Source organism: Membranihabitans marinus (genome assembly GCF_021729155.1).
GTDB lineage: Bacteria > Bacteroidota > Bacteroidia > Chitinophagales > Saprospiraceae > Membranihabitans > Membranihabitans marinus.
This window is the reverse complement of record NZ_JAJQYA010000010.1, coordinates 74,150-99,888: the sequence shown is the minus strand read 5'-3', so window position 1 is coordinate 99,888 and position 25,739 is coordinate 74,150. Positions and strand designations below refer to the sequence as shown.

The window sequence follows — 25,739 nt, the reverse complement described above, 5'->3', positions numbered from 1 at the left end:
AGATGAGTCAATATTTATTTTCATATGGCACTTTACAAATTGACAAGGTGCAAATTGAAACCTTCGGTAGACTATTACAAGGCAGTCCAGAAATATTGCCCGGGTATCGATTGGAGTCCTTAAAGATTACCGATGACAAGGTATTAAAGCGAAGTGATCAAGAATATCATCCCATTGCCAAAGCAACTGGCCAAGCCGAAGACCAAGTGAAAGGCATGCTATTTGAGATTTCTGATGAAGAATTGGCCCAGGCTGATGAATACGAAGTAGAGGATTATCAGCGAATTGAAGTAGAGTTTGTTTCTGGCAGAAAAGGATGGATATACGTCGAAAAATTGTAATAAAAAAGTAGGCATCACTATTATAAGTTAAAAGATTGCCGTCAATTAAGAATGTAATTTGTATAAGTATTGAACCTACCTTCTTGTTTAAAGAAAAGTCCTAAAAGCGGCGCACTGAGCTGAGTCGAAATGGACGACATGATAGCATCGGGAGAATTCCTGACACATATTCTTATCTTTTAATATCAAAATCATACCGTCAGTTTTCATAAATACTAGTCATGCCCACTGTGGCATGACGAGATTCCATAAAGTTAACCAACATTCATTTGGCGGACTTTTTGCAGCAATTATCGCGCAACACGAAAAGATCATAATTTTTAATTTTCTACAATTATATATTTGGATAATCTGGGCAAAAAGTGTGACAAATCCATGAGCATCGAAATGATGATCTGTTTAATCATTTAAATGGGATAAATACTTGTTAAAGACATGTTTATGTTCAATGAAAAGTCCTGAAAGCAGCGCACTGAGCTGAGTCGAAGTGGACGACATAATAGCATCGGGAGAATTCCTGGCACATATTCTAATCTTTTAATACGAATTACATTTAGTCATGACGGAAAAGATTTCAAGATGACCAAATGAAGTTGCCCAAAGTACATCTATGCTCAGTCCTATAAAATTAGATTAACTTTATTGAGTAAAGTAAAAAATCCCCCTTATGAAAACTTTGAATATTACATTATTTCTAATTCTTGGATGTTGGCACTTATCCTGTCAATCTTCAACTTCACAGTCACCAAACTCTTCTCATGAGGGAAACTACCACAACCTCCCCGCTTTTCAAAACATTATAGATTCTGCTGGTGTAAAGGGCTGCATCCTTGTCTATGATTTACAAAACAACCAATATTTCTCCAATGATTACGACTGGGCGAATAAGGGTCAATTACCGGCATCCACATTCAAAATTCCCAACAGTTTAATTGCCCTAGAAACCGGTGTAGCAGCGAGTGATTCTACATTGTTTAAATGGGATGGGCAACCAAAATTCTTAAAATCATGGGAACAAGATTTAATTTTACGCGATGCTTTTCGACTTTCCTGTGTGCCCTGCTACCAAGATATTGCAAGGAAGGTAGGTGTAACTCGAATGCAGACCTATGTCGACCAACTTCAATATGGTCATATGGATATCGACTCCAGTAATATCAACCTTTTTTGGTTGACAGGTAAATCGCGAATTAGTCCAATGGAACAGATATCGTTTTTGAAAAAATTATACGAAAACAATCTCCCGATCTCCAAGCGCAGCCTCGACATGGTCGACAGTATGATGGTCATAGAAGGCCACCATAATGGAACCTTATTCGGCAAAACAGGTTGGTCTAGCAATGATTCTGTGGACAATGGCTGGTTTGTAGGCTATCAAATCTCTAATGCGGAAGTCTTATTTTTTGCTGCCAATGTGGAACCAAAACCTACATTCAATATGGATGATTTTGCACAAATACGCAAGGACATTGTCTTTAATGCACTCGAGTTATTTCGCGATTAGATGAATGCTAATAGGCAAAATTGGATTATAAAAACACAGTCTATTTTCTCATCTGAAATAATAGAGGTAATGGCAACTTATGTTGGATATATAACTCAAGTAAACGGGCAAGGGATTCTCCACAATATTTATTTTGAAATAGACCCTCATGTATTCGGAGTGAATTTACAAAAGTTGGACTAATACGAATTACATTTATAATTAACGGTAATCTTTCGATTTATTAGAAGTTTTACTTCGTTTAAAATACTCGCCGTAGCTACGGCTATGCCTGTGTTTTTAGCCTCGTCAAACTTCAAATATTCTCGAAATCTTTTCCGTCATTATAAAATGTAATTCGTATAAGATATTGTTTTTACACATATAGCATCGAAAATTACTTCTTGTCTCAGACGCGCATAGTTACGATTAAAATAGTCGAATTCAATTTCCTTGCCTAATTGCTAAAACTTAAATAGCAAAATGAGAAAATCAGAAATCTATTAAAATCAAGACCTCATCTAATAATTTACCATATCTTATTGGACTAAGGCCAGTTAGATACTAGATTTGCCTCAAAAATCCCAACCTCTATGTTTATTCATGGTTAATTTTAAATTTTATCTAAAAATTGTTTGACTTTAAGTCAATTGTTGAATATCTTAGGCCAAAGTATAAACACCTAATTGAGACTATGAAAAAATGGATACTGCGATTGAGCATCGTCTTGTTGATAGCTGTGATTGCCCTATTGTTTTGGGCCAAACATAATATGAGAGACAGGCATCCCGGCTATGAGGTAAATATAACGCTGAAACAGGATGTGAAGGAAGTGGATTTACAAATTGGATTCGGCAAGACAAAGATTACACCTACGATTATCGATACTTGGGAAGATGCCAACGGCAATGCAAGATTTGACGAAGGGGAAGTTTACAATGATGTCAACAACAACGGTGAATTTGATGCTGTATGGATTGCCGGATTTAGTAACAACAAGCCGGCCAATGGTGTTCATGACGATGTATGGGCAAGGACGATGTTGGTCGATGACGGTGAATCCAGAGTAGCCATGGTATCCTTAGATGCAGTGGGATACATGTATGCCGACGTAGTAGATATTCGTCAGAGCATACCCAGCGAATGGGACATAGACTATGTCCTGATCGCTTCCACCCATACCCACGAAAGCAATGACCTCATCGGAATGTGGGGACCAGACATCTTTCATTCAGGTGTAGACCCTGACCACATGGCCTATGTCAAAGCACAGGTTAAAGAATCCATCGCTATGGCCATAAAGGCCATTCGTCCTGCCAAAATCATCCTAGGTCAAGACCTTACGGGAAGAGATTCTATTTTAATCAAGGATACAAGGAAACCCATTGTAAAAGCCACTGGCGTCCACGTAATGCAAGTATTGGATGCCGTAACCGATACCACATTGGGCAGCATCATCAATTGGGCCAACCATCCAGAAACCCTATGGAGTAAAAATTTATTAATCAGTTCTGATTTTCCTCATTACATTAGAGAAAGTCTAGAAAACGGAATATATGACAATGGTCAGTTGATTCAAGCCGGTATAGGAGGTACTGCCATCTTTTTTAATGGTGCCGTCGGTGGGCTAATGGCTCCCCACCCCAGCCTCCCATTCAACGATCCGATCAGAGATACCGTACTTTCTGAACCGTCTTTTGAAAAAACCAGAACATTGGGCGAACAAATCGCCATGTTGGGTATGGCCGCTTTGAGTACAGAAGACACATTAAGTCGAGTAAGCCCCATCCATCTCGAAGCCCGCTCTCTTTATTTACCTATTGCCAACCGCAATTTTAGGATTGCTTCAGCCATTGGACTTTTGGAAAGAGGTACATCGAAATGGTTCCAAACTAGGAGCGAAGTAGCAGCTTTTTCTATTGGGCCAGCCGCATTTATAAGCATTCCAGGAGAATTATATCCAGAGATTTTATACGGAGGAATTGAAAGTCCTCCAGGACAAGATTTCGATATCTCTCCAGTTGAAGTTCCTGCGCTTAAAACCAAAATCAAACAGACTTACACCTTTTATCTAGGCTTGTCCAATGATGAAATCGGCTACATCATCCCCAAGAGCGAATGGGACGAAGTGGAGCCTTGGCTGTATTTAGACGATAGTGATTCTTATGGAGAAGAAAATTCATTAGGGCCAGAAACCGCACCGATTTTATACGATGCTTTATCCGAATTAATTGAAAAACTATAGTATTATTTATCTAAACTTTATAAACTAACCAACATGATACGACCTAAATTTAGTCCTTTATTGGGATTAACCATTTTACTCTTTAGTGTATTTTGGCAAGGCTGTTCCCCCAAACAAAGTGCTACCGCCACTCAGACTACAAATCAGCCGGCGGGTTCAAATGATTTCATCAACGATTTGTCGGAATATGTATACACAAAGGATGATGCCTTTAAATATGATTTGGTCGATGAGATCAAGGGTGAAGGATATACTACATATGTATTTAAAATGATCTCTCAAAAGTGGTTGACTGAAGCCGAAGTAGAGAGACCGATATGGTGGCATTGGATGACCATGGTTGTACCAGATGGTGCTGCTTTTAATACTGGAATGTTGTTTATCAATGGTGGAAGCCATAAAACCAAACAACCCAGTTCTCCAGACAAACAAATGTTACAAATAGCCATGGGTACGCAAAGTGTGGTCACTCAACTACACAATGTGCCCAATCAACCTTCTGTATTTATAGGTGACGATTATGGTCCACGTGTGGAAGACGAATTGATTGCCTATACTTGGAGGAAATATTTAGAAGGTGGGGCTGTGGATGCCGACAACGAATGGTTGGCCAGATTTCCAATGACGAAGGCAGCCGTACGAGCCATGGACGTCATCTCAGATTTTACAGAAAAAAGAGCTGAATTAAAAAAAGTTGAAAAATTTGTTGTTGCTGGTGCATCAAAGCGTGGCTGGACGACTTGGACTACCGGAGCAGTTGACAAGAGAGTAGTAGCTATCGCCCCTATAGTAATCGACATGTTGAATATGATACCTTCTTTCGAACACCATTGGAGAGCATATGGTAGATGGGCCGATGCCATTCACGATTACAAAGTGGAAGGGGTTATGGATTGGCAAAATTCTGAAGAATACAAAAGGCTTACAGAAAAGACGGAGCCTTTTTCATTTATCGATCAATTGACCATGCCCAAAATGATATTGAGCGCCAGTGGAGACCAGTTTTTCCTACCGGATTCATGGCAATTTTACTGGAATGAACTGAAAGGGGAAAAACACTTGCGCTATGTACCCAATTCAGAGCATTCAATGAAAGGAACCGATATTGTCTATACTTTGGCAGCCTTTTATCAAATGATATTAATGGATCATGCCAGACCAGAATTTGACTGGAAGGTGAAAAACGGCAAAATAATTATCGAAACCGATGCCGACACGCCCCCTCTTGCCATGCAAGTTTGGCAGGCAAATAATCCCAATGCAAGAAATTTTCAAGTAGGTGAAATCGGAAGATCGTATACTGCTGAAGATATTCCACTTGCCGCCAATGGAAAATACACCATCGAAGTTCCAGCCCCAGACAAAGGATGGACGGCATTCTATGTAGAATTAACCTATCCCGGGATTCTCGATGAAGTTCCATTGAAACTATCGACAGGAATTGTGGTAACCCCAGATGTATATCCTTTTCCGCCCTATGAAAGTGAAACACCAAAAGGTACAATTAAGTAAGGATTGATCCGCTTCTGTAATCGATGCTATAATCGATCACAGAACACATATTAAAACAAAAACCTCTAATAGTCATGACTATTGGAGGTTTTTGTTTTTGGGATTATACCAAATCCATATGGGATTACCTAGCCCTCCGAACTCAATATTCGAATTATTGCAATGATATTTAATTTGGCATCCTATTTAATTATTGTCAAATATACATTTATAAATTAAAAAATCTAAACGCACACCTCCCCTGTTAAATCATTAAAACCCTCAAACAATTAAATTATTAATCTATTTTTAAACATCTATACTTACCAATATTTAATAAGTTTAATATTTTCACATAACTTTACATTTATTTGCCCCAAATAACTTAAAAAATCAGAACAATTTTGTAAATTGACGCAGCTCACTTACTATCAAAATTGTCTTGTATTATGATCACTTAATACCATAATTGATCAAGTCTACACTATGTGTTTAAACCTATCATTGAAATGATTTTCACGGGGTTTAATGGATGTGATAGACTCTGCCACAAAAACATATATTTGATAGCAATCCAATATAGATTGTAAACCATGTATTTACTAGCGAAAATCCCAGCGTTGGCTTTTTTCGCTATACATTGATTAACAAACCCAAAATATCGATCATTTATGAATTATGGCACTCAAACCCAAAGACAGATTTTTACTAATGGCATGATGGGTAAAAAACCTCCCATTCCCCTTCACTATACACATTTAAAAAGCCAAGCCCAAGCAAAACTAACAGCAGAACAGTTTGCCTATATCGACGGAGGTGCTGGTCAAGGCCGAACCATTAGGGCAAACGAAAAAGGGTTTGAAAAATACCCCCTCAAAGCATCTATGATGAAGGCCTCTAGTAATATCAACCTCGAAGTATCGATATTGGGACATAAATATGCAAGTCCTATTTTAGCCGCTCCCATTGGAGTACTGGAAATGGCACATCCATCAGCAGATATCGGAGTAGCCAAAGCTTGTAAAACCATGAAAACTCCAATGATCTTTTCCAGTCAAGCTTCATTTTCTATGGAAAAATGTGCAGCAGTTATGGATGACAGCCCGCGTTGGTTTCAGTTGTATTGGAGTAAATCAGATGAACTGGTACAGAGTTTCCTCAGTCGAGCAGAATCCTGTAAATGTGATGCCATAGTAGTAACCTTAGACACTACTAGACTGGGATGGCGGCCTAGAGACCTTGAGTTGGGCTACCTTCCCTTCTTAAGAGGTTTGGGATTGGCGCATTATTATTCAGATCCAGTATTTCAATATTTAGTGAATCAAAACATGAACAACGACAATTTGCAAGATGAGGGCAAGAATACAATCAGTTTTTCTGGATTGTGCAACCTAATACGACTGTGCAATAAATATCCAGGTTCCTTTAGATCAAATTTAATCACAGGTCGAGCACTTACCGCTGTACGTACCTTTACCAATATCTACATGCGCCCAGAATTGAAATGGGGGGATCTGATTAGATTAAGAAAAATGACCAATCTACCCATTGTTGTCAAAGGTGTTCAAACCCTAGAAGATGTGCATATGGCGGAGCAATCTGGAGTAGATGGTGTTATCGTATCCAACCACGGGGGAAGACAAATAGATGGAGGTGTCGCAGCTATTCACTGTCTACGATCGATTGCTCAAGAATATAGCGGACATATGTCTATCTTATTCGACAGTGGAATTCGCAGTGGAGCTGACGTGATCAAAGCATTGGCTTTGGGCGCAGATGCAGTATTGGTTGGACGCCCCTATGTATATGCCTTAGCCATAGCGGGAGAAACTGGGGTCGAGACCCTATTTAGACATTATTTGGCCGAATTAGAATTACAAATGTCCCTTATGGGTATATCTTCTATTAAAGAAATTAATTCCGATGTTTTATACTAAATGCGTTTATAATTAAAAACTATTGATTTGACGCCTTACTACAATATCTCTTAAATTATGATTTAAGGGGTAAATAATACTTTTAACATCATTATTGATGTCTGTATATTCCAAAATTAAGAAGTTGTTCGTCTGACGAAATTGAATATTTTGATCTTCTATCAATCCTTCCTTTGCAGTAATAAGCCAGGCAAATATCGATGTTTTTTGAATATGCTTATGGTATTCGATTGTTGGATTCGCTAATTTCACTCCATATTCAGCGCTGTACCAACCCTGGAGATGTGGTTCACTCTGCCCTTGAACCAATTTTAATGTCCATGGAGAATCTGACAAGGGATGAATTTCAATATTGGCTCTCTCCATGTTCTTTGTTTTTACATTTTCATCCTCAATAACGACTTCTAGATCCGGTGCCAAATGCCATAGAGCAGTTATATCTCTCGGCTTATCGGTTTCAATTTGATCTACCACCAACCAATGATGATCCTTTAAATAAGTCACTGATCTAGTGTGAATGACTTCTCCATCCACATCGGTATAACCATTCACAAATCGACCTATACCGGTATCAAAACCCTCAGCATGGATATAGTCCAGTCCTTCCTTGAGCGGTTTTTCTGCCTTCAATGGACCGGCATTCTGACCTCGATGATCGACCAATATCACATTATGTGACCACGAACTACGAAAATATCCCCTTTCTATGGTTGGATCGAAACTAAAATAATCTTTATGGGTAAATCGCCCCCCATCGACCAATAAATCCTGTCCAAAGTCAGCTATGGAAAGATGCAACATATCCCGGTGCTGATGACCAGTGCCATAAGGCCCCAAATCAAAAAATGCCCAACTGGCATCGGAGTCCCACCCACTGCGGTGGATTTGTATGCCTGCCCATGGATAAGTATAACTCAGAGGATGTTGAGGCAGTGTTCCAGAGCTCCCATTGCTGATGACATACTGCCAATCGGATCGATTAAATTTATCAGAAGCCACTTGGAGACGATCTCTTAAGTTGTCTCGATCCGAATCATTGTTCAGGGGTTGATGACCGTCGGGGCGAAGGGTAAAAGCCAAATAATCGTACATTTCACCAATCCTAACCATATAATTTGAATCAATACTACGTCCTGCACTTTGAAAATTTTTGGCCAAGGACTCAAATCGTCTCAATGCCACCCATTGTGTCTTGCTAGATATTTCTGTTTGCACACCATCGGGATAGACTTGCCGCTGAATTTCTTTGGACATCACATCCAATGCATAATCCGACCACTCTGCTGCTTGCTTAAACTCTGGCATAGCCAATCCTACCAAAGCCAAACCATTCATCTCCATGGTCGTCCAATTATGTCCCGATTTATGATATTTTCTAATAAATTCAGCTTGTTCAGCTATACTGGACAACATCAATAACTGAGTCGATGGTTCAAATGATTCATGACCTAAAAAAGCATAAAATAACTGCACCCAAGAAGATCCCAATCTACGACCTGTATCCAGGGTTCTCCATTCAACCTCTCCTATGTCTCGATAATCGATATTGCCCTCTTGATTGAGGACTAAATAAATAGAATCTCCTTCCTCAGGCAATGGGTGGTTAAGAGCCCAATCTTTAACGATTGAATTGAATACCGAAATATGATGATCTTTGTGATCCACAGACCAAACCTTGTACAATGCTATTAAGTAACTTTGGGTATTGAGTGAGTAAGCAAATTCTGCATCATTATCCGGCCCTTGATAAGTCCAATCCCAACCACCACCTTCCAACCTTGGGATACTTGCGGGAATATCGTGGATTAGGACGGAGTCTCGGTTTAATTTTTCACTTATGGCTACGGCTTCAGTCATATCCATAGGATCGATAGAATTAACAATCCAACCTCTATCCATATTTTTAAAATGCAACAATAATTCTCGGCAAGCCATCACGGTATCCCCTGAATGCAAATAATTATCTGCTGTAGGAATAGACAAAAGATTAATACTTTGGATGAGGCTGCGTACTTTTTCTGGATGACTATCCCATAAATCTTCTACGGAAGAAAGGGATACATTATTAGAATGGCAAGCGGCAAGTTGAAATGCCAATAACAGAAAAGAACAGAAATATAAAATCGAATGGATTAATTTCATCATCACCGTTTACTTGTTTTAAACTACTAGAGATAGAGATAGGTATAAAAGATTTTTCACTTATCTAAGATAATTTTTTTAACGCAAAACATTCAATTACACATACTATATTTGCCATATTAACAATTATTCAAAATCACAGTCAAACACCTTATGGCTATGAAAACATAATCTGACGATTTTTTTAAACATATTGAATGACATTAAAGGTTGAATAACTGAAGTGAGAATACAGGAAAATTCAAGTACAGTTGAAATGAAGATTCAAGAGAATATTACCTATTTTTAAAAGGTAAAAATGATTTAAAAGTTACATTCTACCAGCAGTTTACCTCTTTACAGAGGAAAATCCATTCTAGTTTTAGATAAAAAAAGGATTTATCATTATTGTACCCCAAATAAGTAAGAGAAAACAATCTTTTAAAACAAGAAGACAAAGGCGATGAAATTTTTTAATTAATCTTATAATACTATAATAATGGCAAGTGTAAGTACATATTTAAATTTTGAGCGCAATACCGAGGCGGCTTTCAATTTTTATAAATCCGTATTTAATTCTGAGTTTGATGGACAGGGAATTGTGCGCATGAATAGCATTCCTCCCCAAGAGGGCATGCCTCCCTTATCAGAAGAAGATGGTCAATTGGTCATGCACGTTGAAATGACTATATTAGGTTGTCATAAAATCATGGGGACTGATTCGCCCGAATCGATGGGATTTAACCTCAATAAAGGAAATAATATACATATCAATTTACAGCCCGATACTAGGGTTGAAACCCAACGATTGTTTAAGGCATTGTCCTCTGAAGGCAGAGTGACTATGGATTTACAAGAAATGTTTTGGGGCGATTATTTTGGGAGTTGTATCGACCCATTCGGAGTGCAATGGATGTTTAATTGCAGTAGTCGGGAATAATTCGAAATATAACAGACAATTATAACCGTATTTGGTATAAGACAGTATAAACCTATTGATGAAGTCCTATATAGGATCTATATCCACAGTAATCCTAAAATTGGAATAACCTGGTCTGCCTTTGACTTCCTTGACAAAGTGGTTGATTCTTTGACGAAACAATCTACCGTCTTCTGCCGTCTTTTTTAGTTTTATGTAAATATCCATTATGTGATAACTGCGAACATAGGACACTACTGGAGGAGTGGGTTCATGTACGCGATTGTCAAAATACGGCAAAAAATAACGATAGCATTCATAACTGATCTTATCGTTTTTGCCCTTGTCTTTGTTCTTGAAAGTGATTTTAACCAATCGAGTATAAGGAGGGTATTGGAATAGTTTTCGCTCAATTAATTCACTTTGGTAAAATCCCGCATTGACACCCTTTAACAAATGCTGATACACATCGTGTTCGGGTTGATAGGTCTGAATGATGACCTTGCCTTGATCACCTTTTCGACCTGCCCTTCCACTGACTTGCTTTAAAATTTGAAATGCCCATTCCGATGATCGAAAGTCAGGAAAACCCAACAACTGATCAGCATGAGGGATAACAACTAAGCCAACATGGTCGAAGTCCAGGCCCTTGGTTATCATCTGAGTACCCACCAATATTTGCGTCTCTTTGGCCATAAACCGTTGCAAAATGCTTTCTAATCTTTTTTTACCCGAAGCTGTATCGTAATCCAATCGATCAATGTTGACATTAGGGAAAAAAGCCTTGATTTCTTCCTCAATCTTTTCTGTACCCAAACCGTGAATCTCCATCCCCCAATGCTTACATGTAGGACAGAATTTCGGAATACTTTTTTCCTTGCGACAGTAATGGCACTGTAGCTTATTGTGAAATTTATGATAAGTCATGCTTACATCGCAATCATTACATCGCTCTATATATCCGCAATTTACACATTGCAACATGGGAGCAAAACCTCGCCTATTTTGAAATATCATCACTTGGCGACCACTGTCCAAGGTATCGTGAATGGCCTGCTCTAAAACCGGAGTCATTTTGATTTCCTTCTGAGCATCATTCATCATATTGGTTTTCAAATCCAATACTTGTAGCACCGGTAATGCCATATATCCAAATCTCTTAGTTATTTCTACATGACCGTATCGGTTATTTTGAACATTATGCCAGGTTTCTATGGAAGGAGTAGCCGTACCCAATAAGACTTTTGCACCCTGTTGTTTGCCCAATAATATAGCGGCATCTCTGCCGTGAAACCGAGGAGCAGGATTGCTTTGTTTATAGGATCTATCGTGCTCTTCATCTACAATGATCATTCCCAGTTTCGGAAAAGGTAAAAACAGGGAAGATCGAGTTCCAATGACCAATGTCGCACCTTGCTGTACTTGATAATATGCCTCCATCCTACTCTTTTCAGAGATCTTACTGTGATACACAATAACTTCAGAATCAAACAACTGCTGCAACCTTATAATGATTTGGGTGGTCAATGCAATCTCAGGTAGCATTAACAACACTTGCTTTTTTTGCTTTGCCATCTCAGCCACCCACTCTAGATATATCCTTGTTTTCCCACTCCCAGTTACTCCTTCTAACAGAGCGACATCAAAATCTTGAAAAGCCAACCTCAATTCTTCCATGGCCTTTTCTTGAAAGTCCGCCAGACGAGGCAACTTTGATGAAAATTTCAAAGCCTGGGAAAAATCCTTTTCGTAGGGTACTTCCTCCAAAATTCCCTTCTTTTTCAAAGCTAAAATAGTAGCACTATCTGTACCCGATCTTTCAATTATTTGTGCTCTCTTTATAGATTTTTCACCTTGTTTTATCAATGTTTGAAAAGCCAGTACTGCCTTACTCTGCTTCATTGACCTTTGGGTATCTTCCAATGCTTGAGCGGTATTACCTCGGTAATTTTCACCCCAAACCATGACCAATTCCTTATTGTACGCCTTCTTGTGAATAGCCTTTTCTTTGACGTGAATAATATTGGATTCCACAAGTTGGATTACATGCTTTTTAATATTGTTTTTCTGTAAAATAGCCTGAATGTCCTTCCAGTTCAACTCTGGCGAAAATTCAAATGCTTCTGCAATTAGAAAAGATTCATCGGACAATTCCTCATCTGCCACTACGTGATTATCATTATACACAAATAGGGTTTCACTATCAATCTTCAGCGGCGCTGGCAAAGCTGCATTCATCACCTCTCCCAAAAAACAATGATAATATTGAGATATCCACTGCCAAAAACGATAGTGCTTTTCCAAAAAAATGGGCTCTTGGTCTAAAACATCTCTGATAGGCTTAAGTGGAATCGAGGGAATATCGTGGAAAATTTCAATAACCAGACCGGTATATAACTTTTTTTGTCCAAATTGAATTTCTACTCGCTTACCAAAATCAATTTTATCCTGCAATTCAATGGGGACAGTATAACCATATGCTTGTTCGACAGGCAAGGGCAGTAGTACATTGATCCACATTGAAGTATTCTTGGTAGAGGACATATTGCTTAGCTCATTTTATTTTCGGACGGATATATATCAACACCCTATCAACAAAGATAGCCAAACAAAGATGTTAATTTCTACTTCAGAGCCACTAAAAACTCAACCAAATCCACCAACTTATCAGTAGTCATAGCATTTTGAAGACCTGAAGGCATCATAGAAACCGTCTCTTCTTCGATTTCCTTGATATCACTCATATTATAAGTTTGTTGACTGCCGCCTGGAAATTTCAATACTATTTGATTCTCAGTTCTACTGACAACAATCCCTGTTGTAGAATTGCCATCATTAAATGTCAATGTTTGCCCCTCATACCCAAAACTGATCCCTGCGCTGGGGTAAAAAATAGCCGTATATTGACTTAATTTCGGCAATTTTCTTCCAATTTGGGATAAATTAGGACCAAAATCATTGCCCATATCCCCTACTTGATGACAGAGACCACAATGCTGCTCAAACACCAATTTCCCCTCACTTCTATTTCCGGTTTTCAACACCAACTCCTCAATAGGAGGATGTTGATTATCACTTTGTTTTAGGAATTTTGCGGCTCGCAATTGTATACTTCGATCACGAGAATTGTTAAGACCTTGTACGGCCATTAACACCAATGCAGAATCCAATTCATTATTCTCCAAAGCAGACAATGTCCACTCTCGACCTGCATATGATGCACCCAAAGTATATACGGCTTTATCCCTCACCGCCAGATCTGTGTTTTTGTTCTCTACCATGGATATTAATACATCTCGCACGTCTCCATTAACTTCTCTTTCCACAGCCTCTATTGTCGATATTTTTTCTTCAATGGTTTTTGCATTTAAATGCTGTTTTACTATGTTGAATCCATTGTTTTTCATCAACAAATGAACTGCTCTTTGGCGCAGTTCCAAGGCTTGTTCAGGATTTAATAACGATGCCAGATTTGAATTTTCCGTCTTAATATCAAAACGTTCTATCAAATCAAAATAATCTTTACTACCCTTCATTTTTATAAGCATATCATTGACCATTGCCTGGGCTTGTGTCGACTGCTTAAAAAATCCTGGATCTATTTGACGAAGAATAATTGTCGTCAATTCGTCTTTTTCTGAGGGATTCGCTTGACCTACTATTTTCAACAAAGCTTTGTTCTTAGCCGATTCATTTTCCACAAAATCTATAGCTCTTAAGTACCGTAATCTTTCTCGAACTGACTGATCGCGGTCACTGGCCAAAGAAATTAGATAGGGCAGGCTGTTTTCCGTTCTCGACCTCCAAACCAAATCTTTGTATTTGGACAGTACTTCAGTTTCCGGTTTTGAATAAATAGATTTCATTCGCGATGACCATTGGTGTTTACCTCCTATCCCCAATGCCTCCAAAAACCATCGATCAGAACCATCGTATTTTTCAACCAAGGAATTCCACAATGCATCGGCTTTATCACCAGATTGATTATACAATGAAACCGCCATCTCTCTCAATACTTGACTATCTGCCTCAGAAGACAAATCCATCAGCTTTTCAACAATGAGGTCTGGCAGAAACTGTCGTACTGCTCTAATTCCAGTTATCCTAATATTGGCGTCGGTATCGGCCAAAGCCATATCGATATAAGATTCGCCCTTGCCATTCATCTGAGCCAACAACCACAATGTCCTCGCCCTCATACGAGAAGGCTGGGAAGTATCCTTAAAAAATGAAGCCAATACGGCTTCGGCCTTATTCCCCATAGTGTGCAAGGAATTCCACGAATGATATCTAATCGATTGGTTGGGGCTTTGCAAGCCCAATAAGGCACCAGCAGGCTGAGTCCAATCGACTTCCACCGGTTTATAAGAAGATGTATTAGTCGAGACCCTATACAATCGGCCCCGCGTCAAATCACCTACTTGATGTCCGCCTACTCCAGGATCATACCAATCAGAAACCAATAGAGATCCATCGGGAGCTACACATACATCAGAGGGACGAAACCACTGGTCCTCTTCACCTACCATAATATTGTTTATGGCAGCGGTATATCCACTACCTTGATTGGAAATAGAGTACGATCTCAACACATTGGGCCCGGCATCGCAATGTATGAGTTGATTGCGGTACTTGTCCGATAGCATATCTCCTTCATAAACCAGTATACCTGTTGGAGAACCCGCCCCTGTTTGCAGTACATTGGGTACCACACCTGGATCGTTGAGGTGCCAGTGTCGATAGGGGATTGAATCCTCCATGTTCGTTCTATATTCTCTCCAGCTACCACCTGTTATTTCATCTCTAAAACCATAATTTCCATAATCCATGACGTAATTGATTCTCACTCCTCTATTGCCATCGTCATCATTGTCGGATTGCCACATGGTGCCGTAGCTATCGATGGCCACTTCATATGGATTTCTAAAATTATGTCCAAGTATCTCTAAATTTTCAAAATTTTGGTCACATCGAAAGACCATACCGTGGCGGTATTTTTTAAAATCTATGACTTGGCCATATTTATCTTTTACTGGCTGTCCCTCTTTGTCCAACAATTGCTTTCCTTCATTTCCAAAATTAAAGTAAAACTTACCATCTGGTCCAAAAACAAAGGCATGGACGCCGTGATCGTGTTGTACTCCTTCAATCCCTTGAAAAATAATTTCTTTTTTGTCGGCTACGTCATCTCCATCCTCATCGGTCAACAACCATACATAAGGACTTTGAGATACTAAGACACGATGTCCCAATACCATTATTCCAATAGGAGCTTGGAGGCTAGAATCTTGATAAAAAACCTTCTGATCATCTGCTTGGCCATCGCCATCGGTATCCGTCAATATCAATATTCTATCGCCCTCAGTCTTGACGGGATTACCAGTCAATCGATTTCTATAATTATATGCCTCACAGACATAAACTCTGCCACGATGATCGACATCTATATTGGTTGGATTGATCAACATAGGCTCATTGGCAAACAAGGCTACTTCTACATCATCAGCGAGCTGTATACCTTTAAGGGCATTTTCTGGCCATCGTTTTTCTTCCTCATCCAGACTAGAAAAGGAAATATCTTCCGAACGAGGACTTTGATTGCACTGAAAATGAGATAATATCAAAATAGTGCTAAGAAAAATATAATAAATATTTTTATACATGGGAAAAGTTTAAACACATTCAAAACAAGAAAGAATTAAAAACAGTAAATTACATGCAATTCAAAATATACACCTGGATTACAGCTTTTTTATGCCAGATATTATTGCATAAAACAACAATGTCTAGTAAATATATTTGAAATTCTATTTTAATAAGCACACATAGAGTTTTTTTTATTTAAAAGTTGCATTAAAATTGTTACTTTATTTGAAAATTTTAAAGCCATGACTAACCACATATTTAATTGGACCAAATTGAGCAGTATCTTGGTATCTGTCGTCATTCTATGGCTAATATTTATTTATGGGCAGACTTTTTTAACCCCCATTATTTTTTCTATTTTTCTATCCCTGCTGATTCTTCCCCTATATAATTTTTTCAACCGGATGCTAAAAATTAATTGGCTATCCATAGTATTGTGTTTTCTCACTATTTTAGGATCGCTAGGATTAATCACCTATTTTTTCTCTTTACAGATATATCAAGTTTTTTCTGAATTATCTGAGATCAAAACCCAGCTTACCAATGGCATCAACAAGATCAATTATTTTGTAGCCGACAAATTCAACCTGAGCACCGATGTGGTAAGAGATTGGATAGATTCCCAAATCGCTCTCATCGTAGAATTACCGACCTCATTTCTTTCAAAAGGTTTGTCCAGTTCTTCTGCTTTTCTTTTGCAGTCCTTAATCTGTATGGTGTATATATTCTTCATTCTCTTGTATAAGGATGCGTTTCGAAACTTTATTATCAGTCAATTTCCAAAGTCCAATAGAGGTGAAATCCTCGGTTTGCTCGACAGTATTAGCAAGATAAGTCAACAATATTTTTTGGGTCGATTATTGGTCATGGTCATCTTAGCCATTTTAAATAGTTTAGGCCTTTGGCTTTTGGGCATAGGATATCCCATTTTATGGGGAGCATTGGCGGCAGTACTCACCATATTTCCCTACATCGGTACAACTTTGGGTGGAACCCTGCCTTTTTTCTATGCATTCGCCACTGAAGATTCACTGTGGAAGCCATTAGGAGTGGTTATTATCTATCAAGTCATTCAACAGATAGAGGGCAATATCATTACTCCAAAGGTGGTCGGGGGGACGATGAAACTCAATCCTTTTGCAGCCATTGTAGCTATGGTAGCTGGTGGATTGACATGGGGTTTAGCTGGATTGGTCATTGCCTTACCAGTAATTGCTATTATTAGAATTCTATTTGATCATATAGAACTTCTCAAACCATTTGGACTATTGTTGGATAAGGATTTAGCCAAAAATAAAAATATGTTTTTACGGGAATACGATCAGGAAAAATATCGATTAATCAATTACCTATCTAAGACTACCAATAAAAAAGAGCCTTAAGATACACTTAAGGCCCCCCTTGAAATTATACTCACTTAAGATCAACATGGTCAAACTAGCAAAACAAGAAATTTCACTAGATTGATTAATCAAATATAAATAATTAATTTACAAAGACCTAACTTTTGTGATAGTTATTCTGTAATACAATTGTTAAAAAATTCTAAACAAACTATTATGTGGAAATTTTAAAAAATATTTGAACGTGAATTATAATTTAATAAAAAATATTTGATTCAATAATTTCGATTATTCAAAATTAGATCACAATATTGCAAATTCCTCAATAAGAAATAATCTATTCTGCAACAATAAAAATTATATAATTGTATTAATAAGTATATTGGCTATTAAACAATTCAATTCAGCAACGATTATGAAACTTACACTTTTCTATCTATTATCACCCATTATCGGTCTTATATTACAATGTGACAATGGCAGTTCTTCAGGGAAAATGATGACTAATTCCACTCAAACCATAGTTATGGAAGGCGAATCTATAGCCACCTTGGCTGGTGGATGTTTTTGGTGTACGGAAGCTATTTTTGAAAAACTCAATGGGGTAAACCGAGTAATATCTGGCTATGCAGGTGGTCAAACCGACAACCCCAGTTATGAAACCATAGGTACTGGACTTACTGGGCATGCGGAAGCCATTCAAATTTACTACGACTCCACTACCATTGATTTTCCGACCTTGCTCGAAGTGTTTTTTATGGCAGCCCACGACCCAACACAAGTCAATCGTCAAGGACCAGATGTAGGTAGTCAATATCGTTCCATAGCATTCTATCGAAATATAACGGAGAAAGACATCATCGATCAATACATTGAAGATTTAAATGAATCCGGCAAATGGAATCAAGTCATTGCTACTGAGGTTACTGAATTCTCCAAATTTTATGAAGCGGAAGATTATCACCAAGACTACTACCCCGCTCACCCCGGCAATCCTTACATTCAAAATGTGACCAGACCCAAGGTTGAGAAATTTGAAAAAAACTATAAATCACTACTAAAACAACAGCCGTAATATCACTGATTTACTGGTCATCATGGCTCAGCTCTTAGATACAATATAAATTGGGTTAGACTGGGAATATTACTTGGAAAATTCATGGTTAATTGCGAATATTGCCTAGGTTTACCTATTCTCCAAAAATAATATTATGACCATCGATATTCGCTTCTTGATATTCATTTTTTTCCCAATTTTAATGTTTGGACAAAATAATCAAACCGATTTCACTGGTGAAGTAAGAATCCAAAATAGTCTAGATGGTCTACCCTATGCGACCATTGTACTAGAAAATAGCAATGGCAGTTACAATGCCATCACGGACTCAATAGGCAAATTTGTGATTAAAAATATTCCCTTTGGCATTTACCAAGTCCACCTTTCTTCTATCGGATATAAAATGGTCAAAATACCAGAATATGCCATTGAGCACATCGATACCAAGGAAGTGGTATTTGAAATGAGTCCCACTACTATACCTTTAGAAGAAGTGGTCATCAAGGCGGGAAATCATGGTCAACCCATATCTACTCTTTCCAGTATTTATGTAATGACTCAGGAACAAGTCCGTCGATTTCCAGCCACCTTTTATGATCCGGCTCGATTGGCTACAGTCTATCCAGGGGTATTAAATGACAACGACCAAGCCAATAATCTTTCCATTCGAGGCAATAGTCCGAACAATATGAATTATTATATTCAAGGAGTAGAAATCGTCAATCCCAATCATCTGGCCAATGCCGGTACAGCGACCGACCGTCCAACCGCCAATGGAGGTGGAGTAAGCATGATAAGTGCACAGTTATTGGACGAGAGCAGGATTCACACTGGTGTTCAGCCCATATCAATAGGCCAGTCCACGGCGGGAAGCCTGGACTATTATTTTCAATCTGGCAGTGAGGACAAAATGCATTTTACCGGTCAAGCCGGATTAAATGGCATCGATCTAGCCCTCAATGGTCCACTAAGTGATCGATTGAGTTATGTCGCTAATTATAGATATTCAACTGTAGGTTTGTTGAGTAAATTGGGAGTTGATTTTGGAGGAGAAACCATTAATTACCAAGATTTGTCATTGAACTTAACTTTCAAACAAAACCAACGAACACAGTGGCAATTTTTCGCCATTGGTGGAGACAATAGCAATTTATTTGAAGGTCAAGTCGACAGTCTCAGAGAAGTAGAAAAAGATCTTCAAACCATAGACTATAATTCTAAAATAGGCATTTTAGGATTATCGGTAAATCATCAATTAAAAAATGGAAGCAACTGGCATTCGACCATGGTCGTGTCTGGCAGATCAGATGATCGCTCTGATTTTTACAACGATTTGCCTTCTCGAAAAAGTGAAGATCACTCTAGTCTAGCCAAATACGGTTTTGATACCAAGATCGAACAATCTATTTCCCCTTCTTGGAAATGGCTATATGGAGGAAGCATGACTTTGTGGTCGGGCAACTTGGATTATTCCACAGAAACCCTATCCAACCTAGGCAATGATGCCAGTGGAGGATTAATACGTCCGTATTCGCAGATAAAATACATTAAAGATTATTGGACCATAGGACTGAGTCTAGGTCTACAGCACAATACTTCATCGCAATCGACGGACATAGAACCCCGCATACAAATTCTTCGATACCTAGATCAGAATCAAAAAATTTCATTGAATTCCGGCATTCATCACAAACAGCAAACCTATTTAATTCTACTTTCTTCTGCGGCCAATGCTAGTTTGGATATGATGTCGTCTTGGAAATCCAGCATTGCCTATGATTTTAATTTAGACAAAAGTCATTTCAATGCAACACTTTACTACGAATCACTATCAGACGTCGCTGTGGACAACAATGGATTTTCTGCTCTCAATCAACTGGAGCAATATCCCTCTCAAGAATTGTCGACGACTGGAAAGGGGAAAAATTACGGTTTGGAAATGAGCTATAATTATTATTTAAACAATGGAATGTTTTACAGGATTTCCACTTCCCTATTTGATTCAAAATTTAAAAACCCTTCCTTTGACGATTGGAAAAACACCAGATACAATACCCAATTTATTTTCAATGCAGTCATAGGAAAGGAATTTGATTGGTCTGACCATGAAAAAAACAAAACCCTAGGAATCAATTTACAATTGATCTATGCTGGTGGATACTGGACTTCTCTCATTGATGAGGAGGCATCCAGAGCAGCTCAAACCACGAAATATGTCAATGGCAGTGAATTTACCATTCAGCAGCCCAATGTACTGCGATCTTATTTTAGGATTTACTACAAAATAAATCACGACAAAAGATATTCAATGATAAGCATGGATTTGTCCAATGTTTTGAATAAAGAAAATCTGGCCTATAGATATTTTGATCCTTTTCTCGATAAAACTTTCGATAAATATCAATTGGGACTCATCCCGATGTTAAGTTATATTATTAGCATGTAAATATCAACCTTATGAAATGGACTTTAATTTTCTTTTGTATTATTGAAATTTTAGCGGCCATTGTGCAATGGAATGATCCCGATCCTTGGTTATGGATCATTATTTATCTTATTCCATGTGTACTGACCATATTCTATCTTCGCAACAAACTTCACACCTACATTCCCATTGCGGTGCTTATCGTCTATCTATTGTACTTTAGTTCATATGTACCTTCGATTACAGGATGGGTGATGGATGGATTTCCAACCATTACAGGAACCATGAAGGCTGAAACCAAGTACGTAGAATTGGTTAGAGAAGGCGGTGGATTATTGATATGCATAACTCATCTTGCCCTTTTACTCTATCGAAAATAATCATTACTGACTATTTTCACATTTGTAATTTTCTTATTTGTGATATTCTCTCCATACTCATATCACATGAGTAAAGCTTCCCTAGTCATCATAAGACATTGGAAGTTGTGATCTGACTGGAAATAAAATACGGCTAGCCCCTAATTTAATTATGGAGTGAAGTCAATGTGTATTTAACACGATTTACGATATTTTAAAGGGAATAAAAAAGGTTAGATTAGAGAGGTAGGGGCTGAAGATCTGGGATGGAAGAAGGTAAAAGGCGCTTCATTCACTTAAATCACAAAATAGTTTTGCTAAATTCTAATCTAATATCAAAGTCCAGAACCGAATAATCTAGCTTATAAAGGCAACTAGTCGTATATCGATCTTTGCTATGGAATAATTCCTTACAAAGTACTTTTCATTATTGTGGATAATTCTGACTAAATCCCTATCCTATGCATAGAATTATGGGCTTTTATTCAATTATATATGATTCTCCTCTACAATAAACAGATATCAATATGATCTAATTGTTTTTAATGCATTATGGCAATAAATGAAAATTTTATATTATATTGTTGTAATTATCTCACTTAATATTTATTTAAATGCACTTTTACGACAAAACACAAACAGATTAATTCATTTCCCGAAGAGCATTATAACCAGGGTATTGATTATTTCCGACCTTTTTTACTTCTTATAATATAGAGAAAATGAAACGGCTTCATCTATTCATACCAATGAAAGAAAAATAAATACTCTTCTTAGGAATTAAATCGAATAGCCTTGCAATAGAAAGGTAGAATCTAATAATAAAGAGGATTTAGTCTCATTGTGATTAAAAATGTAGCCCGATTATTTACTAGTTGCACTACTGGTACCTCTATTGGATGTGCTTCCCACTCTAGCCATCACTGAAATAATAAATTTATCAATCAAAATAATACGTACTATATGGAAGTTTCGACAACATTAAAAAATAGCCAATGGATATTGAGTTGTAAAATTGTAGGTTGGATTGGAATCGGTATTATGTTATGTGTTCAATTCCGAATGATTAGCAATGAACTATTTTCTACAATAGGAGAATGTATGTTATATGCTGGTGCTGCTGGAGTTATTATTACAAATGACAAATTTGAAAACAAACGGCTATTGGTCATTGGAATAGCAAGCTTATTCGCCATCTTAGCAGTATTGTATTATCTAGTATATGTTAATCCTATTAATGTATAATAACCATTGATTAGGGTGATTAAGTCATATGGATCAAGAAGTATTTCTTGATACTTTTTATATATGGAACTTTTCTAAAAAATATTAAATGACTTTATATACTAAATAGGCCTATTCACTTGCCGTGGCTACACTGAAAGTTGACCTTGAATAGTACTATCAGACGGTCAATATTTCAATCCACACTAAGTATACCCTCTACCCCTAGCTCCATCAGAATCGTCTATAAAATTGGCACTGCCTATTTCCTTTGATCAAACATCCATTTTAAATATTCAGGCTCATTGAAGGCATTGGTCCACGAATTATGTCCCACTTCAGGATAAATGGTGATTTTAGCCTTACCCCCATTTTGTTGAACTCCTTTCACCATCTGTATACTCCGTCTCGTCGGAACTACATTGTCCTCGGCACCGTGAAATGCCCAGATCGGCACATCGGTCATATGTATTGTTTTATCGACTATTCCACCTCCACATATCGGCAATGCCACCGCTATCTTCTCTGGAATCCGCCACAACAATTCCCAAGTAGCATAACCTCCCATGGAGAGCCCCGAAACATAGAATCGATTGGGATCAATATAAGATTCCGCTAGGAGTTCATCGATCAAAGTCAAGATCAATTCCATACTTGGAGTGATGGTTGGCCCTCCTTCCGATGATCTAAAATTCGTCCAAGTATCCGTAATTGGACATTGGGGGAATACCACCACCGATGGATATTGTTCTAATGAATCTAAAAACAAACGTCCACCATGAATCAATTGACTAGAGTTGTCAGAGCCGCGCTCCCCCATTCCATGAAGAAACAATACCAATGGATACTTTTGACCATCCACCATTTTTTTTGGATACAATATCCGATAACCTAAGGAGTGTTCTCCATTGGATATTTCTTTGGCTTCATATGCCGTCGTGTCAAACGCCGAATTTTGAGCATGAACCATAAAACCACTACAAGTTATAAGAGTTAATAAAATAAGTTGTTTCATACTTGATAATAATAAAGATTAAATAAATTATACACTTATACCAAATGCGATTCTAATTGTTGGTATTATTTTCTGATGAATTTACAATTCTCAAAAAACTACTCTGGACTAATCCTCATCGCGGATAGATAAAAAAATTTATTGGCATTTTCATTTACATCACCGGCGGTAACTTCTATCGTTATCACCCCATCTTCATCGGGTACCATCCCACTTACACAGGCCAACATATCTGAATTATTGGAAGAATTAACCGTCACGGTTTTGGTTTCCTCTCCATGGACAATAAACTTGGTTTCTCTGGTATCGCTAATATTATTACGAGAACTAAAAAAACAAAGTTCATAGGCATCATCCGACTTAAATCCACTCAATTCTATAGCGCTCGTATCGTTCACCCTGCCGAGCCATGCATTGCCAGCATTGCCGTAATAAAATGTTCGCGAAACTTCCTCTGGCATATCAAAATCCGTATTGGTGACCGTAGCTGCTGAATTACTAGCAGCATTAAATCTCTTGGTTATGGTAGCTTGAATACCTGTAAAGGAATTATCTGGATACAATAAATTAGGAATAAAAGAATCTTCCAAAAAATTGGTCATTCCATTCCAGCCCGGAGAACTAGAAGAAGTTGAAAAATCAATATAAACGGCTGCCGTCAAGATCCCCGTCCCACCAGAATTTTGATAATCTTCTAAAACCGTCACTTCCTCTGGAAATTCATTGGCTAAATGGGCCGCTTGTTGAGATATTTCAACATTGACAGGAATCATCCCATCCGGAAAATAGGCATTGCCTATCACACTTTCATTGGTCAATTTTTCAAACCAAACACAAGAGGCTATATATTTCCCCATATCATTTAAGTGATAACCGTCCCTTGTGAAGTTATCCATAAGATAAGTAGTCCTCGCATTTTGAATGGCCGTACCGGCAGGAATAACATCATAAACGGGAATAAGATCTTTGGCTTGACGATAGGCATCAACAATAGCATCGAACATCTCACCTTGATCGTGATTGTAGTTGGCAAATCCCTCATGGGTCGAATTTTGAGCATAAGCCCAAGTTTTATGCAACAAATACCTTGTGTATTCATTGGGGTTAATTTCTTTTACTTTGTCATATAAAACGGTGAGAGGATTTCCAAAAGTTTCAAACAATCCAGATTTATAACTGGCTTGCTGAAAACTAATATAATCCCAGTTTTCATCCTTAACAGCAGTCGAAAGAGAAGTACCGGCAACTGTGGTTTTATTGCCATTTAAATCAATTTTTCTATAGCTATAATTGCCTCCATCACTTAGAGCATTCTCGGCATGGAGGGACAATTCGGCTCCTCCGATATACATATTTCCAATAATTATTTCTTTACCCACAGCCTTAGCCAATCCATACAAATGAGACTCTAAGGCATCTTCTGAAAAACTATTTCCAATCGCCAAAACTTTTAAAATTCCATCATTTTCATCTTCGATCAATACTTGAGTACTAGCCGACAGATCGCCGTCCGTAGAAGCAATGGTCAATGTCGCCATACCAGGCTCCAAACCCAAAATAGTAGCTTCATAGGTCACAGGGTCTACCTCAATGCTCAAAGCGGTACTGGGACTTACCGACCAATTATAAGCTTTGGTTGGAACATCTACATTTTGAAAACTGGGTTTCACCGTTACCGTTGCCTGCGTATATGCCAATAGGGAAGGTGGAAGACTTACTCCAGACTCCGTAATTTGTGTCGACAAAATTTCACAACTCGTTTTCACTAGGCCGTCGTCCGATACGATAGTAGCTGTTGCACTGCCTTCACCGACAGCCGACACCAAACCACTGAGACTACCATCCACCATTTCTACCTTTATCACCGATGTATCCGAAGAAACCCAACTGTACATTTTCTGAGGACGGATAGCACCGTCAAAATGTGGATTTAGAACAATACTGGAATTTACCGCTACCGTTGCCTGAGATAAGCTTAAGTAAATATTCTTTTCAACTTCTACCCCATCTGTTTTTTCACATCCAAAGAGTAAAAAAACCAATATAAACAGGGAAAGCCAATTTTGCATAAGTCGAAATTCATTTATATTTTTCATTGGAAATTGATTTTATTATAAATATTGACGAATCGTT

The 25,739-nt window shown here is 38.0% G+C and carries 16 protein-coding genes; 11 read left to right on the top strand and 5 right to left on the bottom strand.

The window, feature by feature from the left end; translation table 11 throughout:
- Nucleotides 1-2 precede the first annotated feature (2 nt).
- The 5 genes from LVD51_RS08580 to LVD51_RS08560 all read left to right on the top strand — a co-directional run bounded on the left by LVD51_RS08580 (nucleotide 3) and on the right by LVD51_RS08560 (nucleotide 7,497).
- The gene (locus LVD51_RS08580; RefSeq protein ID WP_236970808.1) at nucleotides 3-341 is read left to right on the top strand and encodes a gamma-glutamylcyclotransferase family protein; all 339 of its coding nucleotides are present in this window, start codon (nucleotides 3-5) and stop codon (nucleotides 339-341) included.
- 667 nt (nucleotides 342-1,008) lie between these two features.
- Nucleotides 1,009-1,845: a class D beta-lactamase gene (gene blaOXA / locus LVD51_RS08575; RefSeq protein WP_236970807.1), complete on the top strand. Its 837-nt coding sequence runs from the start codon at nucleotides 1,009-1,011 to the stop codon at nucleotides 1,843-1,845.
- Between the two features lie 673 nt (nucleotides 1,846-2,518).
- Nucleotides 2,519-4,069, top strand: coding sequence for a hypothetical protein (locus LVD51_RS08570; protein WP_236970806.1), 1,551 nt, complete (start codon nucleotides 2,519-2,521; stop codon nucleotides 4,067-4,069).
- Between the two features lie 33 nt (nucleotides 4,070-4,102).
- Nucleotides 4,103-5,581, top strand: coding sequence for a PhoPQ-activated pathogenicity-related family protein (locus LVD51_RS08565; protein ID WP_236970805.1), 1,479 nt, complete (start codon nucleotides 4,103-4,105; stop codon nucleotides 5,579-5,581).
- A 650-nt stretch (nucleotides 5,582-6,231) separates the two neighbouring features.
- Nucleotides 6,232-7,497 carry an alpha-hydroxy-acid oxidizing protein gene (locus LVD51_RS08560; protein WP_236970804.1) on the top strand — a complete coding sequence of 422 codons (1,266 nt, stop codon included), beginning with the start codon at nucleotides 6,232-6,234 and terminating at the stop codon, nucleotides 7,495-7,497.
- Nucleotides 7,498-7,509: 12 nt separating this feature from the next.
- Here LVD51_RS08560 and LVD51_RS08555 read toward each other — a convergent pair whose 3' ends face one another.
- Nucleotides 7,510-9,642: an alginate lyase family protein gene (locus LVD51_RS08555; RefSeq protein WP_236970803.1), complete on the bottom strand. Its 2,133-nt coding sequence runs from the start codon at nucleotides 9,640-9,642 to the stop codon at nucleotides 7,510-7,512.
- Nucleotides 9,643-10,117: 475 nt separating this feature from the next.
- On the opposite strand from LVD51_RS08555, the gene LVD51_RS08550 reads away from it, so the two are divergent.
- Nucleotides 10,118-10,558 carry a VOC family protein gene (locus LVD51_RS08550; protein ID WP_236970802.1) on the top strand — a complete coding sequence of 147 codons (441 nt, stop codon included), beginning with the start codon at nucleotides 10,118-10,120 and terminating at the stop codon, nucleotides 10,556-10,558.
- A 66-nt stretch (nucleotides 10,559-10,624) separates the two neighbouring features.
- On the opposite strand, the gene priA is transcribed toward LVD51_RS08550, so the two are convergent.
- Nucleotides 10,625-13,081 (bottom strand): replication restart helicase PriA, encoded by a 2,457-nt coding sequence (priA, locus tag LVD51_RS08545; protein WP_236970801.1) that lies wholly within the window; start codon nucleotides 13,079-13,081, stop codon nucleotides 10,625-10,627.
- Between the two features lie 80 nt (nucleotides 13,082-13,161).
- Entirely contained in the window at nucleotides 13,162-16,200 is a 3,039-nt protein-coding gene (locus LVD51_RS08540) for a PVC-type heme-binding CxxCH protein (protein WP_236970800.1), read from the bottom strand.
- 225 nt (nucleotides 16,201-16,425) lie between these two features.
- On the opposite strand from LVD51_RS08540, the gene LVD51_RS08535 reads away from it, so the two are divergent.
- The 5 genes from LVD51_RS08535 (at nucleotide 16,426) to LVD51_RS08515 (ending at nucleotide 22,612) form a co-directional block, all read left to right on the top strand.
- Nucleotides 16,426-17,565 (top strand): AI-2E family transporter, encoded by a 1,140-nt coding sequence (locus LVD51_RS08535; protein WP_236970799.1) that lies wholly within the window; start codon nucleotides 16,426-16,428, stop codon nucleotides 17,563-17,565.
- A 376-nt stretch (nucleotides 17,566-17,941) separates the two neighbouring features.
- Nucleotides 17,942-18,601 (top strand): peptide-methionine (S)-S-oxide reductase MsrA, encoded by a 660-nt coding sequence (msrA, locus tag LVD51_RS08530; RefSeq protein ID WP_236970798.1) that lies wholly within the window; start codon nucleotides 17,942-17,944, stop codon nucleotides 18,599-18,601.
- Between the two features lie 136 nt (nucleotides 18,602-18,737).
- The gene (locus tag LVD51_RS08525) at nucleotides 18,738-21,029 is read left to right on the top strand and encodes a TonB-dependent receptor (RefSeq protein ID WP_236970797.1); all 2,292 of its coding nucleotides are present in this window, start codon (nucleotides 18,738-18,740) and stop codon (nucleotides 21,027-21,029) included.
- A gap of 11 nt (nucleotides 21,030-21,040) precedes the next feature.
- Nucleotides 21,041-21,388: a transmembrane 220 family protein gene (locus LVD51_RS08520; RefSeq protein ID WP_236970796.1), complete on the top strand. Its 348-nt coding sequence runs from the start codon at nucleotides 21,041-21,043 to the stop codon at nucleotides 21,386-21,388.
- Nucleotides 21,389-22,330: 942 nt separating this feature from the next.
- Entirely contained in the window at nucleotides 22,331-22,612 is a 282-nt protein-coding gene (locus LVD51_RS08515) for a hypothetical protein (RefSeq protein WP_236970795.1), read from the top strand.
- A 241-nt stretch (nucleotides 22,613-22,853) separates the two neighbouring features.
- Here the strand turns inward: LVD51_RS08515 and LVD51_RS08510 are convergent, their stop codons facing one another.
- Together LVD51_RS08510 and LVD51_RS08505 are read right to left on the bottom strand one after the other, a co-directional pair.
- The gene (locus LVD51_RS08510) at nucleotides 22,854-23,606 is read right to left on the bottom strand and encodes a carboxylesterase family protein (RefSeq protein ID WP_236970794.1); all 753 of its coding nucleotides are present in this window, start codon (nucleotides 23,604-23,606) and stop codon (nucleotides 22,854-22,856) included.
- Between the two features lie 98 nt (nucleotides 23,607-23,704).
- Nucleotides 23,705-25,702 carry a DUF4886 domain-containing protein gene (locus tag LVD51_RS08505; RefSeq protein ID WP_236970793.1) on the bottom strand — a complete coding sequence of 666 codons (1,998 nt, stop codon included), beginning with the start codon at nucleotides 25,700-25,702 and terminating at the stop codon, nucleotides 23,705-23,707.
- Nucleotides 25,703-25,739: the final 37 nt, after the last annotated feature.

Coding starts and splice junctions, on each gene's coding strand:
- LVD51_RS08580 (WP_236970808.1), top strand. CDS start 3: ATGAGTCAATATTTATTTTCATATGGCACTTTACAAATTGACAAGGTG.
- LVD51_RS08520 (WP_236970796.1), top strand. CDS start 21,041: ATGAAATGGACTTTAATTTTCTTTTGTATTATTGAAATTTTAGCGGCC.
- LVD51_RS08510 (WP_236970794.1), bottom strand. CDS start 23,606: ATGAAACAACTTATTTTATTAACTCTTATAACTTGTAGTGGTTTTATG.
- LVD51_RS08570 (WP_236970806.1), top strand. CDS start 2,519: ATGAAAAAATGGATACTGCGATTGAGCATCGTCTTGTTGATAGCTGTG.
- LVD51_RS08550 (WP_236970802.1), top strand. CDS start 10,118: ATGGCAAGTGTAAGTACATATTTAAATTTTGAGCGCAATACCGAGGCG.
- blaOXA (WP_236970807.1), top strand. CDS start 1,009: ATGAAAACTTTGAATATTACATTATTTCTAATTCTTGGATGTTGGCAC.
- LVD51_RS08505 (WP_236970793.1), bottom strand. CDS start 25,702: ATGAAAAATATAAATGAATTTCGACTTATGCAAAATTGGCTTTCCCTG.
- LVD51_RS08525 (WP_236970797.1), top strand. CDS start 18,738: ATGACCATCGATATTCGCTTCTTGATATTCATTTTTTTCCCAATTTTA.
- LVD51_RS08540 (WP_236970800.1), bottom strand. CDS start 16,200: ATGTATAAAAATATTTATTATATTTTTCTTAGCACTATTTTGATATTA.
- LVD51_RS08560 (WP_236970804.1), top strand. CDS start 6,232: ATGAATTATGGCACTCAAACCCAAAGACAGATTTTTACTAATGGCATG.
- msrA (WP_236970798.1), top strand. CDS start 17,942: ATGAAACTTACACTTTTCTATCTATTATCACCCATTATCGGTCTTATA.
- LVD51_RS08515 (WP_236970795.1), top strand. CDS start 22,331: ATGGAAGTTTCGACAACATTAAAAAATAGCCAATGGATATTGAGTTGT.
- priA (WP_236970801.1), bottom strand. CDS start 13,081: ATGTCCTCTACCAAGAATACTTCAATGTGGATCAATGTACTACTGCCC.
- LVD51_RS08535 (WP_236970799.1), top strand. CDS start 16,426: ATGACTAACCACATATTTAATTGGACCAAATTGAGCAGTATCTTGGTA.
- LVD51_RS08555 (WP_236970803.1), bottom strand. CDS start 9,642: ATGATGAAATTAATCCATTCGATTTTATATTTCTGTTCTTTTCTGTTA.
- LVD51_RS08565 (WP_236970805.1), top strand. CDS start 4,103: ATGATACGACCTAAATTTAGTCCTTTATTGGGATTAACCATTTTACTC.